This is a genomic window from Dictyoglomus sp. NZ13-RE01 (genome assembly GCA_002878375.1).
In the GTDB taxonomy this organism is placed as follows: domain Bacteria; phylum Dictyoglomota; class Dictyoglomia; order Dictyoglomales; family Dictyoglomaceae; genus NZ13-RE01.
Genome location: NIRF01000001.1, coordinates 325,244 through 339,094 on the forward strand (window position 1 = coordinate 325,244; position 13,851 = coordinate 339,094).

Genomic DNA, 13,851 nt, shown 5'->3' on the forward strand with positions numbered 1-13,851 from the left:
TTACCAGTCCTGTTGTTTTTTCCTTTTGTCCCTGCCAAGCATAAGGACGGGCTTACACAAGCCGACCATCCTTGAATAAATTCTCTCGCCAAATTTTTCTTTTATCTCTCGCAAGCTTAAATTAGATGTGATTATTGTTGAAAGATTATTTCTGTAGCGGTAATCAAGTAATTGGACAATTTGCTCTTGCACCCACTCGGTATATCTTTCCGCTCCGATGTCGTCTACCAAAAGCACGGGGATTTTTGCAATCTCAGTTATTGGATTAAATTCAATATCTCCTTGATTGAAATAATCCCTTATCTTCTGTATAAATTCAGGGACAAAAACAGCAAATGAAAATAGATCCGTCTTTTGGTTAATCTCGTTTAGAATGGCATATGAGAGATGGGTTTTCCCTGTTCCTGGTGGTCCATACAAAAATATTCCCTTCCCACTCCTATATAATTCATTTTTTAAATACATGTTAGCAAGATTAATAACTTCCGCGTGGCTTTTCTCAATCTTGAAACTTGCAAAGCTTTTTTCAGGCGGAATTTCAATTATGAAGTCTTTTAGTTTTTCCTTCGTCTTCCTGTAAAAGTACATTTTGCACGGCTCATAAGTGATATATACCTTGTCATCTGCTAAAACAAGATTCGGCACTAAGCCAAGGCAACCGTTACATCTTTTCTCCTTGCAACGAGAAAGAATTTCCTCCCCTTCCTCAAAATATTTTACATACTCAACTAAGACCTCATCCTCCACCTTTACGCTTCTTTTGATACGCTCGTAAAAATTCGGGTATAACTGCGGTAGGGACATCTTCTGTTCCTTCAAGCCACTTAGCATAGTATTCGTAGTCATACTCTTCATCATCGGGATCCTCTTCAGGATTTCCATTAGCTGTTCCATCTTTCCCTCCTAATTGATTAGTTAAATTTTTTTCAGAGTTATTATTTATATATAAATATTCTTTATCTGTATCTGTATATGTATCTGTATCTGAATCTGTATCTGTATCTGGGGGCGTTACTGTAACGTTACTGTAACGTTTCATGTCCGTTACATTTTCCGTTTCTGTAACGTTACTGTAACGTTTCATCCCCGTTACACTTTTCTTTTTCTCCCTATACCTTTTTACTCTTTCTGAAGAGCTATCGCTTACATACTGCCTCTTATTCCAATTGGTAACAACCAAAACATTATCCTCCTCGTGCAACATGTATTGTTCTTTAAAAACCTCTATAGCCTTTTTCACTTCCTCAACGGGAACCTGTGCCTCATCCGATATATCCTCAACCGTTATGGGTAAATGCTCAGAAAGTAGAAGCTTTCCCTCAATGGGGCTCTCCTTTGCCATACAAAGAATTGCTATCCAAATCCATCTATAACTAATTGGAAGTCTTCTTATCTTTCTATCCCTTGTTATTTCTGTATAAAGCCTAAGCCAAGTATTATTTGCCATTCACCACCTCCAAGAAAAAGGATAAAATCTCCTTTGCCCTCTGGAATGAAATCTTATCAATCTCATCAATGCCCAGATTAAATTTCTCTCTTAATAGCTCCTTATTGTTCCCTCTCTCAAGAAGCCTCTTCAAAAGTTTTAATTGCTTCTCTGTGATTTTCTTTTCCTCCTTCACTTCCTTATACTCAATAGTTAAAACCTTTTTGCTCTCATCAAAGGTCCTTGGAAGAATATTCTCCTCTGTATAGGAAAAATAAACGACCTCACTTTTTAAAATCTCCTCAAAAATATTTTTTAATTTATCCTTGATGTCCTTCATTTTTCTTCCTCCTTTATCAAATCTTCTAAGGGAACGCCTAAAATCTTTGAAAGCTTAATAAGATGTTCAATTTTTATTCCCCTCTTTCCATTCTCAATCCTCCAGTATGATTGATAATGCTTATAGCCCAATTCCTCCGCCATATCTTTTGCGCTTATTCCCTTCTCCTCTCTTATCCTTTTTATTTTTCTTAAATCAACCTTCATCAAGCACCCCCATATTAAAAAATTGGGGACGGCACTAAAGCCGTCCCTCTATCTCCTCTGGATCAATCTCACCTTCTGGAATATAAAGGTCCTCTCCGTATAAAACTTTATCCTCTAAATAATCAATGAGTAAACTTGCCTCCCTCTTTGTTAAATCTTTACTTGACCTTTTCATAAAGTGAGCATAAATATAATCCCTGTATTTCTCATCGGACCATCCAAGCTTTTTAACTAAAGAGTGGATATAAAACTTTTGTTTATTAGTAATCATTTCGCCCATACTCATAACCTCCTCGGTCAATTTTGATTCTATTCTATAACCTTATCGGTTAGCTGTCAATATTTAAAAAAGGGTATTTATTTTTAGCAGGTTATGTTTTAAAATATAACCAAAGAGGATATACTAAGGAGATGATAGAGATGAGTATTGGAGAAAGGCTTAGAAGTGCGAGGAAGCAAAAAGGATTGACCATAGCAGAACTTGCAAAATTATTGGGAGTTGCTCCAATTACAGTAAGTAGATATGAGACAAACAAAAGAGAGCCCGACATTGAAACCCTAAAAAAGCTCAGCGACATATTAGATGTTTCTGTGGACTATCTACTTGGGAAAGAGGATGTAAAAATTGCAACATCCCTCTCCTATGGAGACCTTTCAGACCTTCCAGAAGAAGCAAGAAGGTCAATTGAAGAATTCATTGAGTTTGTCAGAAAGAAATATGGGAAAAAATAATCTTGAGGTGATGAATGCTTTCTAATCTTCTTAAAATCATTGAAGAAGAAGGTATTCATATTGAGTGGTGGGACTTCAAAGAACCAATCTCCGCTGTCTATGTAGAAATAAATAACTCAAAAATCATAGGACTTAGAAAAGAAATAGTAAGAAGCAACAAAAAACTCAAATGCACCCTTGCGGAAGAGCTGGGACACTACTTCACAGGCTCCACCTACAGCAAAAGAAAACCAAAAAACTACAGAGAAAAAATAGAAATATCAAAAGAAGAATACAAAGCAAAAAAATGGCAAGCCTTTTATCTCATTCCAGAGGAAGAATTCATAAAAGCAATTAAAAAAGGAATAAGGGAAGTTTGGGAGCTTGCAGAATACTTTGACGTAGACGAAGAACTAATAAAATTCTACTTAGACATTCCAAAGGTAAAAGAAAACCTAATTGGAGTATGCAAGTTTGAAGACTAAGGAGAAAAAATGAGAAGAGGAAGAAAACTAACAAAAGAAGAAGTAATAAAAATTCTTGGAGAAGAGATTGGAAGGAATGCAAAAATATTCATAGAACTTGAAAACGAAACAGAAAACTTAGACGAAGAAACAATAAATAAGTTAAAAGAAATAATCAAGAAGAGTCTTGCGAACTCTAAATATTGACACGGAGGTGAGAGTATGATAAAATCTGGACAGTTAAAAATTGGGGCGAAGCGCCTGCCTTACAAGCAGGAGGTCGTAGGTTCAAATCCTGCTCCGCCCACCAAATTAAATATGGTATAATAGATAAAAAGGGGTCGTGGTGTAGCCCGGTTTAACACGCCTGCCTGTCACGCAGGAGATCGCGGGTTCGAATCCCGTCGACCCCGCCATTTTTTATATGGAGGCTATTGCCGGTGTAGCTCAGCTGGTTAGAGCAGCCGATTCGTAATCGGCAGGTCGCCGGTTCGAATCCGGCCTCCGGCTCCAGAAAAGCATGAAAGAAATTGGAAAAGTCATAGATAAAAAAGGAAATAAACTTACAGTTGAATTAAACCCCTCTCCTATTTGTTCCTCTTGTGGATTATGTAGGAGAGGAGAAAATGAAAAATTTTTCTTGGAAGTCATTGATAATTGTTCTGCAGATATTGGTGATATTGTTCAAATAGAGTTAACAAGGTCCTCTTATTTTAAAGCTACTATTTTAATATATCTTGTTCCTCTACTATTCTTTTTATTAGGAGTTTTAGTGGGATATATATTTGGAGATTACAAGAAATATGATCCACAACTCTTTGGATTTATATTTGGTTTTGTATTCTTGACTTTAGGATTTTTATTGGTTAGGTATATAGATAAAAGACTACAAAAAAAATCTAAAAGCTATATTCCTATAGCCAAAAACATTGTTCAAAGATAAATTTATACCTCCAAATGGTTGGAAATTAGTAAAAATACTCCCTAACTACATTATAGGGGAATTAGTAGAGGAATTTCTAAAATCAGAAGGTTTCCATCCAAGATTAGTTTCCTCCTCTATCCCATACACAGACCCCATATACATGGGAAGAGGTGTCCCTGTTTATCTAATTGTCCCCGAAGAAGAATATATACAGGTTATTAAAGTTCTTGAGGAATCTGAAATGGAAACTTATTAGTAGGAGGTGAATTATGGAAAACCTAATTGAGAAATTACATAAGGCAAAAGAAGCAAGTAAAGTCTTAGCAAATTTAAATACAATAGAAAAAAACAAAGCTTTAGAAAAAATAATTGAGTATCTTGATAAAAATAAGGAGTTGATAATAAAGGAAAATTCAAAAGATTTAGAAAAAGGGAAAGAAAAGGGGCTTAGTAAGTCTCTCTTAGATAGGATCTTATTAAATGAAAAACGCATAAATGACATAATAAAAAGTATTGAGGATGTAATAAGGCTTCCTGACCCAGTTGGTGAAATTGTATCAATGCAAAAAAGACCTAATGGCTTATTAGTTGGTCAAATGAGAGTCCCTATTGGAGTAATTGCTTTAATTTATGAAGCAAGACCTAATGTAACAATTGATGGAGCGGTCTTAGCTATAAAATCAGGAAATGCAATTGTTTTAAGAGGTAGTAGTGATGCACTTTATTCAAATATTGTTTTAGCAAATATCATGAGAAATGCATTAAAAGAAACTAATTTACCTGTAGAGAGTATACAGATTATTGAATCACCAGAGCATAGTGTAGTAGAAGAGCTACTACAAATGAGGGATTATATAGACGTAGTTATTCCCAGAGGTAGTGCAAGCTTTATAAAGTATGTAATGGAAAAAGCAAGAGTCCCAGTAATAGAAACTGGAGCTGGAAACAATCATGTTTATGTTGACAATGAAGCAGATCTTGATATGGCGGAGGAAATAGTATTCAATGCAAAAGTACAAAGACCATCTGTTTGTAATGCTATAGAAAAGCTACTTATCCATAAAGATGTAGCAGAAAAGTTCTTACCAAGAATATACAATAGATTAAAGTCTGCAGGTGTTGAAGTAAGAGGATGTCCAGAAACAAGAAAAATTATTCCTGAAATTAAAGAGGCTGTAGAAGAGGATTGGTATACTGAGTATTTAGACTTGATTATTGCTATTAAAATTGTAGATTCTATTGATTCTGCCATTGAGCACATAAACAAATATAATACAAAACATTCGGAGGCAATTGTTACCAATAATTACAATAAAGCTCTTAAATTCTTAAGAAATGTAGATGCATGCGCTGTTTATGTAAATGCATCTACAAGATTCACTGATGGAGGAGAATTTGGTTTGGGGGCTGAGATCGGTATCTCAACACAAAAATTACATGCAAGGGGTCCTATGGGATTAAAGGAACTTACCACAACAAAATATGTTATTTTCGGGGAAGGACAAATCAGAACTTAAGAGGTGAAAATGATGATAGGCATTATTGGTGGAGGTATGATGGGTGAGGCTATTATTTCCGGTATTCTTGAAGGAAATAAATTTCAAGAAGATCAAATATACGTTTCAGAAATTGTAGATGAGAGGCGAGAATATTTAAAAGAAAAATACAATATAAAGGTAACTAAAGAAAATAAAGAAGTATTAGAAAAATGTAAAATTATAATTTTGGCTGTTAAACCGCAAAATATGCAGGAAGTCTTAGAAGAGATAGAACCTTATGTAAAAGAGGAACACATTTTTGTTTCAATAGCTGCAGGAGTACCCATTAGTTTTCTTGAAAAGTATCTGAATAAAGCAAAAAGTGTCTTTAGAATTATGCCAAACCTACCATTAACGGTTAAAAAAGGAACAATAGTAATAACAGGTAATAAAAGTAAAGATGAAAATTTAATATTAATAAAAGATATTTTCTCAACTCTTGGAGAAGTATGGGAACTGCCAGAAAAATATTTTAATATAGTAACTGCATTAACAGGAAGCGGACCTGCTTTTGTAGCATTATTATTACAAAGTTTTACATTAGCAGGAGTTAAGAAGGGACTTCCGTATAATGTAGCAAAAGACCTAACACTACAGCTCTTTTTAGGAGTAATAGAGCTAATTAAAGAAAAAAACTACTCTTTTGAGGATTTAATCAGAATGACAAGTTCTCCAGCAGGGACCACAATAATGGGATTAGAAAAATTGTATAGCTATGGAATAATTGGAGAGATAATGGAGTCTATATCCAAAGCAGAGGAAAGAGCACAAGAGATAGAAAAAATATTTAAGGAGGTGTAGTTTAATGAAAAGAGAAAGAGGAGTATGGCAAGTCTTTCTTGCAATCTTCATTATAGGTGCTCTTTTAGGAGGTTTAATCGGGACAGTTGGAGGTTACTATATTATTAAAAACCAAAATAAATCTTCTGCATCCACAACTACTACAAGTGTTATACCTACTCAAGAAGTCTATGTACCCAAATCCTTAGATGCTTTTGAGAAAGACATTGTTACTATTGTAAATAAAGTAATGCCTGCTGTCGTCAACATTAGTACAGTAACTTTAGTTGAAGACTTCTTCTTTGGAGTAACGCCTGTTTCTGGAGTTGGCTCAGGATTTATTATTGATCCTAAAGGATACATTATTACAAACTACCACGTTGTAGAGGGAGCAAAAAAAATTGATGTAACTTTAGGAGAAAATAAAAAATATAAAGGTAGATTAGTTGGATATGATAAAAGATCAGATCTTGCTGTAATAAAAATAGATGGCGATAATTTCCCTTATTTACCCCTTGGAAACTCTGATAACCTGCAGCCAGGGCAATTTGCTATAGCTATTGGAAATCCCTTTGGATTAAATAGAACTGTAACTCTTGGAATAGTTAGTGCTTTAAATAGGACAATTGTGGAGCCAAATGGAGTAAGGCTTGAAAACTTGATACAAACCGATGCAGCTATTAATCCTGGAAATAGTGGAGGTCCATTGTTAAATATAAAAGGAGAGGTTATTGGTGTAAATACTGCAATACAGAGTAATGCTCAGGGAATCGGCTTCGCTATTCCCATAAATAAAGCCAAAGAAATTGCAGAAAAATTAATTAAGGAAGGAAAAATAACATATCCATGGATTGGAATTAAAGGTTATGCAATAGAACCTGAATTTCTAAACTATATCAAGTTTCCAGTTGATAAAGGGGTTGTTATTGCGGAGGTGATTCCAGGAAGTCCTGCGGATAAAGCTGGACTTAGAGGAGGAGATAGACAAATTTATATAGATGATACCGCTATAATAGTGGGAGGGGATATTATTACAAAGATTGATGGAAAAGCGGTAGAAAGTATGGAGGAATTGAGAGCGGAAGTTCAAAAAAGAAAAGTTGGTGATTGGGTAACAATTACTTATATAAGGGAAGGTAAAGAATATACAGTAAGGCTACAACTTAGTGCTATGCCTGAGAATGTACAATAAGTGATAATTAGAATTCTTGTTGTAGGAAAAATAAAAAATAATTTTATTATAGATGGTGTAAATGAATATTTAAAAAGGATTTCTCCTTATGTAGAGATAGAAATTTTAAACCTACAAAACTTCACAAACCTTCCTCCTCCCGAAGCATTAAAACGGGAGGAGGAAATAATTTTTAAAACCCTCAAAGATTCATATTATATTGCTCTTGATCAAATGGGAAAACCTATATCATCTGAGGAACTTGCTGATTTACTTTTGGACTTTTCCAATAGAGACAAAAAACTTTTTCTTTATTTTGTTATCGGAGGAATATTTGGTCTTTCAGAAAATGTCAAGAAAAAAGCAAGATTAGTTATATCTCTATCTAAATTAACCTTCACCCACGAATTTGCTCTTCTTATTCTATTGGAACAAATATATCGAGCTTTCAAAATAATAAATAGAGAACCCTATCACTATTAGAGTTTCTTTCTCAAAAGTAGAAGCCCAATTATTAGAAATATTATATTTCCTAACCATGCGCCCAATACAGGAGAAATAGTTCCTGCCTTTGCTAAAGACCTTCCTAAGGAAAATATTACATAATAGACAAATATGGTAATGACGCTAAGCCCAAAGCTTAAAGATCTTCCACCCTTTCTTGTTTGTAATCCTAATCCTAATGCTAAAATTGCAAAAACAGGACATGTAAAAGGTAGAGCAAATCTTATGTATAGTTCTGTCCATAAATGCCTTAAATTTAATCCGCTCTCTTTAAAAAATCTAATTTGGTCCATCAATTCCCATATAGACATTTCATTTATAGGTTTTGTAGAAGAAATAATTTGATTTGGATTTCTATTAAAAACGATCTTTTGTTCCTTAAATTCTCCCTGTAATAACATTTCATTTTTTGAATCTAAAACATATATTTTTCCATTATATAAAACCCATCCTTGTCCCAATTCCCACCTTGCCCTTTCAGCTGATATAATCTCTTTAATATTCCCTTTTATATACTCTATGACTAAAATATCGTTTACTTCTTTCCTCTGTGGAGAATATTTTTTAAAAAAATAAAACCTATTATTTTCTCTAAAGAAAACATTCTCCTTATCAGGAACTGGAATAGATTGATATACTGCCTTTGCATATAGCTTTTTTTCTTGCTCCATAGCTTTTGGAGATATCACTTCATTAAAATAAAACATTACAATCAGAATGGTAAAGGAAAATATCAAGAGTGAGGGAAGTATATTGTAAAGACTTGCGCCAGCAGACTTCATTGCCATAATTTCTCCTCTTTCTATAAATTGCCCTATTGTATAGATTACTGCCAAAAAAATAGCCATTGGAAAAGCATAGGTTAAATAAGGAGGTATTTTTAAAATAAAAATCTGTAAAGCAGTCATAAAATCTAAAGATTTACTGATAATTAGATCCATTATCTCAAAAAGAGGAGATACTACAAGAATAGAGGTAAAAATAAAAATGCCAAAAAAGAATACAGGTATAAAATTTTTTAAAAAATACCTGCTTATTATCCTCAACTTACATGGGCTCTTCTAAAAGTACAATAGTAGCCCCTTCACCTCCCTCATATGGTGGTGCCAAATGAAACTCTTTCACATAATTTAATGTAGAAAGATACTCGTGAATTGCCCTCCTCAGCTTTCCTGTTCCTTTCCCATGCACTATTCTTACCCTTGGAAGTCCTGCAAGGAAAGCATCCTCCAAGTATTTCTTCACCATATCCAAAGCCTCATCTACTGTTTTTTGTCTTACGATCAGCTCCATTGGAACATCCCTTTTTCTTTCTATTTTAATAGCCTTTTGTGGAATATTTTCTGCTTTCTCTTCCTCCAATTTTTCAAGCTCTTTCCAAGGAATATTTAGCTTAATCAAGCCAACCTGAACCAATGCAGTCTCTTTCTCCGCATCAACATCTAAAACTATACCTTCATTTTTAGAATTTTTTAACTTAACTCTTTCCCCCATATGGGGAATGTATTTTTCCTCCTTTTCTTCCTTTTGCGAAAGAATATCAATTGTAAGCTCTCTGATTTCTTTCTGTATGTTTTGGGCTTTTTGCATTGTCATGGATTCTTCTTGTATTTTTCTAATAATCTCTCTTAATTTATCATCCCAGTAGGAGAGTTCCTTTAAGAGCTTTGACGTCTCCTTACTCTTCAACAATTCTTTTTCCTTAAAAATATTCCTTTTTTCTTCCTCTAATCTTTCCTTTTCCTTTCTTAACTCTTCTTTTAACCTATAAATCTGCTCCAATTCTTTTTCCAATTTACTCTTTTCCCTTTGTAGATCCCCAATAAGATCCTCAACTCTTAGCTCATCGGTAGACATAAAACTATATGCTCTCTGAATTATAGTTGGTAAAAGCCCTAAATTTTGGGCAACCTTTAATGCATTACTTTTACCAGGAATCCCAATAGTAATCTTATATAGAGGTTTTAAGGTTACTTCATCAAATTCCATGGAGGCATTTTCTATTCCATCATATTTAGTAGCTATTAATTTCAATTGAGGGAAGTGAGTAGCTATAACATTTATGGTACCCTTGAAATGGAAATATTCCAAAAGAGCCAAAGCTAAAGCAGAACCCTCTTGGGGATCTGTGCCTGCTCCTAACTCATCCAGTAAAATAAGAATATTTTCGCTTTTTTCTTTATTTTCTTCTAAATATTTAACCATCTCAATAATATTTGTTAAATGAGAAGAGAAAGTACTAAGATTTTGCTCAATACTTTGTTCATCACCAATATCAAGAAAGACATTATCAAATACTCCTAAAAATGTACCTTCCTTAGCAGGAACAGGAATACCTGCTTGATTTAAAAGAACAAAAAGACCAATAGTCTTTAATGTTACAGTTTTTCCTCCAGTATTTGGACCTGTAATAACTAAAGTATTAAATCTTCTTCCTACTTCCAAAGAAATAGGTACTGCTCTATCTCCAAGGAATGGATGTCTTGCTTCTCTTAAGATTATATATCGCTCTTTTCCAATCTCAGGTATGATACATTTATATTTTTCCGCCCACCGTATCTTGGCATAAACAAAATCTAAATATGACGTTATCTCTAAATTTTCAAGAATTTTATCCTTGTAAGAGAGTACAAGTGAAGTTAATCTTCTAAGGATATTTTCTATCTCTTTTTCTTCTTCTATCTCTAATATTTGCAACTGATTATTTAATTCAACTAAAGGAAGAGGCTCTATATAAAAAGTAAGTCCTGAAGTAGATTGATCATGAACAATTCCTTGAAGTTTGTTTCTAAACTCCTGTTTTACTGGGAGTACATACCTTCCATGTCTTACTGTTATGATAGGCTCTTGTAAGAACTCTCTCCATTCTCGTTGTAGAAAATGTTCCAAAGTCTCTTTTATTTTCTGTTGAATTCTTAGCTTTTTATTTCTAATATTTTTAAGCCCAGAAGATGCAGAATCTAATACTTCGCCATTTTGTATGCATCTTTTTATCTCATTTAAAAGAGAGTTTAAAGAATGCAAATTTTGCTTCCATAAAATTCTTGTTACTTTTACAACCTTCTCCTGATATTCTCTTAATCTATTCCATGCTTCTAATGTGTTTAATATTTCTTCAAATTCTTCAGGATATATTAGTCCTCCTATTTCTCCCTTTTCTATATATCTCCTGATATCCTTAATACCAGAAAAGGAAGGATATCCAAACTCATAAATGGTATTGAAAGCATCCCTGTTCTCAGTATGCCATCTCTCAATGAACGAAATCTCATTTGTAGGGGAAAGAGCCAAAACCCTCTCTTTGCCTATGGATGTCTCTGCTTCTTTTGCTATTTCATTTAATATTTTATCCCATTCTAAGATCTTTAAGGCTTTACTGTTCATTTGGCTCTTAGATATACTCCTATTTCTTTTAAGTTTAATAGTATATTTTCTATCACCTTATCTACTTCTTCATCTGTCAAAGTATGATCTAAAGCCAAGAAAAACAAAGAAAATGCTACACTCTTATATCCCTTTTCGATTTTTTCTCCTTGGTAAAGATCAAAAATCTTTATAGAGGAAAGAAGTCCCATAGAGCTCTCTTTAATTACCTTCTCTACTTTTGAAACCAACATATCCTCAGGTACTAAGAGGGCAAGATCTCTTTTCACTCCTGGATATAATGGCAGAGGCTTAAATTTAGGCTTTTCTTTCAGGTAATTTAATCTATCTAAATTGATTTCGCCAAAATAAACCTTTTCTCTTAAATCATAATTTTGGGCAATTAATGGATGCACCTCCCCCATATATCCATATATATCTTCTCCCACCTTGATATATCCCTGTTTCTCAGGATGTAGAAAAGGAAAACTTGACTTTTCTAAATCAATTTTTAATCCCCATATCTCTTCAAAAATATTTTCAAAAATCCCCTTTAAATCGTAAAAATCAGCTCTCAATAAATCCTGAGGAATATTCCATGAGGATACAAACCATTCACCAGCCAGTAAAATTCCTAAATGCTTCTCCTCGTTATAATTTTCACCATCCTTCAAAAAAACTTTTCCTATTTCAAATATAAATACATCCTTTCTTTGTCTATTGGAATTGGTCTGGGCAACCTTCAAAAGGGATGGGAGTAAAGAGGTTCTAAGTATTGAGTTTTCTTCACTTAAAGGATTAATTAAAGAAATATATGAAGGAAAAGAATTTAATACTCCCGAATTTTCTAATTCTTTATAGGAAATGAAACTATAATTTATAACCTCCCATAATCCAAGAGAAGTTAGTATATTTCTCAATTTTCTTTCAATAATCTCTTCATTTAATGGAGGCAAAACAACTATACCCTTCTGCATAGGTAGTGTTGGTATGTTGTTATAGCCGTAAAATCTCGCAACCTCTTCGATAAGATCAATCTCCTCTTTAATATCCTGTCTATAAGATGGTACTTTAACTTCTAAAACTGGATTTTGAGATAATATCTGAAAACCAATTCTACTCAATTGTTCAATGATCTCACTTTCCTTTAAATCAACACCTAAGATTTTATTTACCCTTTGAAGTCTTAGAAATACTCTATTTTCTTTTGGTAGTTCCTTATAAACATCAATCCTACCCTTTGCTACTTTTCCTTTACCTAAAATTCGCATTAATTCACTTGCTCTATCTAATATGTTACCCGTTTGAACCACATCTACCCCTCTCTCAAATCTCAAAGATGCCTCAGTCCTTAATCCTAACTTTCTTGCACTTCTCCTTATATTAACGGGATTAAAATTAGCAGCTTCTAATAAAATATTCTTAGTATTTTCGGAAATTTCTGTATCCTTTCCTCCCATTATTCCACCAATTCCTACAGGTCTTTTTTCATCCGCTATCACTAATATACTTTCATCAAGTATTTTCTCTTCATCATTTATCAAAACAATTTTTTCATTTTCTTTTGCTCTTCTTGCAATCAACTTTTTCCCCTCTATGAGGTCATAATCATATGCATGAAGGGGTTGTCCCATTTCTAACATAATATAGTTTGTAATATCAACGATGTTATTAATAGATCTCAATCCAACCCTTTCAAGCTTCCATCTAAGCCATAAGGGAGATTTCTCAATCTTAACATCTGTGATTAGTCTTAGGGCAAATCTTGAACATAGATCATAATCCCAAATTTCTGCTCCAGCCAGATTAAATATGGACTCTCCTTCTTCGTATACATCTAATTTAGGTAATTTTAATGGTATGTTGAAGTATGCGGATATTTCCCTTGCTAAACCTATATAACTTAAACAATCTCCTCTATTAGAAGGAATTTCGATCTCCAATAAATAATCTCCATCCCCTAAGTAATCACTTAACTTTTTCCCAACCTCATAATCATCAGGAAGAATCATAATTCCTTCTTTATCCTGGGATATCTCGAGCTCCCATTCGGAACAGAGCATACCCTCAGAAGGAATCTCATCAAATTTTCTCATTGCTATTTCATGTCCTTGAACCTTAGCACCAATTGGAGCTAATGGAACCTTAGCAGATTTAAAAACATTTTTTGCTCCAGTTACTATTGTTAAAATATCTTTTCCATTAAAAACCTTACAAACCAAGAGTTCATCCTTTGTGGGATGAGGTGTTACATCCTTAATCTCACTAATAATAATATCTTTCCAATTATCCCCTATTTTCAATTTCCCATCTTTATACTGATAAGATGCATAAAGTCCTAAATTTCTAAATGCTTTTACAATATCCTCTACACTAACTTCATCTTCCAGATATTCTAAAAGCCACCTATATGAAATAAGCAT

General features: G+C 33.6%; 16 protein-coding genes and 2 tRNA genes. 10 read left to right on the top strand and 8 right to left on the bottom strand.

All coding sequences use genetic code 11. The annotated features are described in order from the left end of the window. From CBR30_01710 to CBR30_01730, 5 genes are read right to left on the bottom strand one after another with little or no spacing between them, the layout of a single operon-like run. Nucleotides 1–894, bottom strand: a complete 894-nt coding sequence (locus tag CBR30_01710) for a hypothetical protein (protein PMQ02384.1) — start codon at nt 892–894, stop codon at nt 1–3. After that, nucleotides 737–1,447 carry a hypothetical protein gene (locus CBR30_01715; GenBank protein ID PMQ02385.1) on the bottom strand — a complete coding sequence of 237 codons (711 nt, stop codon included), beginning with the start codon at nt 1,445–1,447 and terminating at the stop codon, nt 737–739. The genes CBR30_01710 and CBR30_01715 overlap by 158 nt, the downstream gene beginning before the upstream one ends. After that, nucleotides 1,437–1,766, bottom strand: a complete 330-nt coding sequence (locus tag CBR30_01720) for a hypothetical protein (GenBank protein PMQ02386.1) — start codon at nt 1,764–1,766, stop codon at nt 1,437–1,439. Before CBR30_01720 ends, CBR30_01715 begins: the two co-directional genes overlap by 11 nt. Beyond that, entirely contained in the window at nt 1,763–1,972 is a 210-nt protein-coding gene (locus tag CBR30_01725) for a transcriptional regulator (protein PMQ02387.1), read from the bottom strand. Before CBR30_01725 ends, CBR30_01720 begins: the two co-directional genes overlap by 4 nt. A gap of 34 nt (nt 1,973–2,006) precedes the next feature. Continuing rightward, nucleotides 2,007–2,252 (bottom strand): hypothetical protein, encoded by a 246-nt coding sequence (locus tag CBR30_01730; protein PMQ02388.1) that lies wholly within the window; start codon nt 2,250–2,252, stop codon nt 2,007–2,009. Nucleotides 2,253–2,383: 131 nt separating this feature from the next. Between CBR30_01730 and CBR30_01735 the strand changes: the two genes are divergently transcribed. From CBR30_01735 to CBR30_01780, 10 genes are all read left to right on the top strand, one after another. Beyond that, nucleotides 2,384–2,704, top strand: coding sequence for a transcriptional regulator (locus CBR30_01735; protein PMQ02389.1), 321 nt, complete (start codon nt 2,384–2,386; stop codon nt 2,702–2,704). A gap of 14 nt (nt 2,705–2,718) precedes the next feature. Continuing rightward, nucleotides 2,719–3,168: a hypothetical protein gene (locus tag CBR30_01740; protein ID PMQ02390.1), complete on the top strand. Its 450-nt coding sequence runs from the start codon at nt 2,719–2,721 to the stop codon at nt 3,166–3,168. Between the two features lie 316 nt (nt 3,169–3,484). Next, nucleotides 3,485–3,563 (top strand) — tRNA-Asp (locus CBR30_01745). Nucleotides 3,564–3,583: 20 nt separating this feature from the next. Then, nucleotides 3,584–3,660, top strand: a tRNA-Thr gene (locus CBR30_01750). A 7-nt stretch (nt 3,661–3,667) separates the two neighbouring features. Next, complete coding sequence (locus CBR30_01755; GenBank protein ID PMQ02391.1) at nt 3,668–4,090, top strand: polyunsaturated fatty acid synthase PfaC; 423 nt, start codon at nt 3,668–3,670, stop codon at nt 4,088–4,090. Further along, nucleotides 4,077–4,328: a 2-oxoglutarate:ferredoxin oxidoreductase gene (locus CBR30_01760; protein PMQ02392.1), complete on the top strand. Its 252-nt coding sequence runs from the start codon at nt 4,077–4,079 to the stop codon at nt 4,326–4,328. The genes CBR30_01755 and CBR30_01760 overlap by 14 nt, the downstream gene beginning before the upstream one ends. Nucleotides 4,329–4,341: 13 nt before the next feature. After that, a complete protein-coding gene (locus CBR30_01765) occupies nt 4,342–5,589 on the top strand; it encodes a glutamate-5-semialdehyde dehydrogenase (GenBank protein PMQ02393.1) in 1,248 nt (415 codons plus the stop codon). Between the two features lie 9 nt (nt 5,590–5,598). Continuing rightward, nucleotides 5,599–6,411 (top strand): pyrroline-5-carboxylate reductase, encoded by an 813-nt coding sequence (proC, locus tag CBR30_01770; protein ID PMQ02394.1) that lies wholly within the window; start codon nt 5,599–5,601, stop codon nt 6,409–6,411. A gap of 4 nt (nt 6,412–6,415) precedes the next feature. Next, nucleotides 6,416–7,582, top strand: coding sequence for a serine protease (locus CBR30_01775; GenBank protein PMQ02395.1), 1,167 nt, complete (start codon nt 6,416–6,418; stop codon nt 7,580–7,582). Then, nucleotides 7,583–8,044 carry a 23S rRNA (pseudouridine(1915)-N(3))-methyltransferase RlmH gene (locus CBR30_01780; protein PMQ02396.1) on the top strand — a complete coding sequence of 154 codons (462 nt, stop codon included), beginning with the start codon at nt 7,583–7,585 and terminating at the stop codon, nt 8,042–8,044. Here the strand turns inward: CBR30_01780 and CBR30_01785 are convergent. From CBR30_01785 to CBR30_01795, 3 genes are read right to left on the bottom strand one after another with little or no spacing between them, the layout of a single operon-like run. Continuing rightward, a complete protein-coding gene (locus tag CBR30_01785; protein ID PMQ02397.1) occupies nt 8,041–9,111 on the bottom strand; it encodes a permease in 1,071 nt (356 codons plus the stop codon). The genes CBR30_01780 and CBR30_01785 overlap by 4 nt on opposite strands. Before the next feature lies 1 nt (nt 9,112). Continuing rightward, nucleotides 9,113–11,449 (bottom strand): endonuclease MutS2, encoded by a 2,337-nt coding sequence (locus CBR30_01790; GenBank protein ID PMQ02398.1) that lies wholly within the window; start codon nt 11,447–11,449, stop codon nt 9,113–9,115. Further along, on the bottom strand, nt 11,446–13,851 hold the full coding sequence (locus CBR30_01795; GenBank protein PMQ02399.1) for a phenylalanine--tRNA ligase subunit beta: 2,406 nt from the start codon (nt 13,849–13,851) through the stop codon (nt 11,446–11,448). The genes CBR30_01790 and CBR30_01795 overlap by 4 nt, the downstream gene beginning before the upstream one ends.

Coding starts and splice junctions, on each gene's coding strand:
- CBR30_01755 (PMQ02391.1), top strand. CDS start 3,668: ATGAAAGAAATTGGAAAAGTCATAGATAAAAAAGGAAATAAACTTACA.
- CBR30_01725 (PMQ02387.1), bottom strand. CDS start 1,972: ATGAAGGTTGATTTAAGAAAAATAAAAAGGATAAGAGAGGAGAAGGGA.
- CBR30_01775 (PMQ02395.1), top strand. CDS start 6,416: ATGAAAAGAGAAAGAGGAGTATGGCAAGTCTTTCTTGCAATCTTCATT.
- CBR30_01735 (PMQ02389.1), top strand. CDS start 2,384: ATGATAGAGATGAGTATTGGAGAAAGGCTTAGAAGTGCGAGGAAGCAA.
- CBR30_01795 (PMQ02399.1), bottom strand. CDS start 13,851: ATGCTTATTTCATATAGGTGGCTTTTAGAATATCTGGAAGATGAAGTT.
- proC (PMQ02394.1), top strand. CDS start 5,599: ATGATGATAGGCATTATTGGTGGAGGTATGATGGGTGAGGCTATTATT.
- CBR30_01740 (PMQ02390.1), top strand. CDS start 2,719: ATGCTTTCTAATCTTCTTAAAATCATTGAAGAAGAAGGTATTCATATT.
- CBR30_01715 (PMQ02385.1), bottom strand. CDS start 1,447: ATGGCAAATAATACTTGGCTTAGGCTTTATACAGAAATAACAAGGGAT.
- CBR30_01730 (PMQ02388.1), bottom strand. CDS start 2,252: ATGGGCGAAATGATTACTAATAAACAAAAGTTTTATATCCACTCTTTA.
- CBR30_01790 (PMQ02398.1), bottom strand. CDS start 11,449: ATGAACAGTAAAGCCTTAAAGATCTTAGAATGGGATAAAATATTAAAT.
- CBR30_01720 (PMQ02386.1), bottom strand. CDS start 1,766: ATGAAGGACATCAAGGATAAATTAAAAAATATTTTTGAGGAGATTTTA.
- CBR30_01710 (PMQ02384.1), bottom strand. CDS start 894: ATGGAACAGCTAATGGAAATCCTGAAGAGGATCCCGATGATGAAGAGT.
- CBR30_01765 (PMQ02393.1), top strand. CDS start 4,342: ATGGAAAACCTAATTGAGAAATTACATAAGGCAAAAGAAGCAAGTAAA.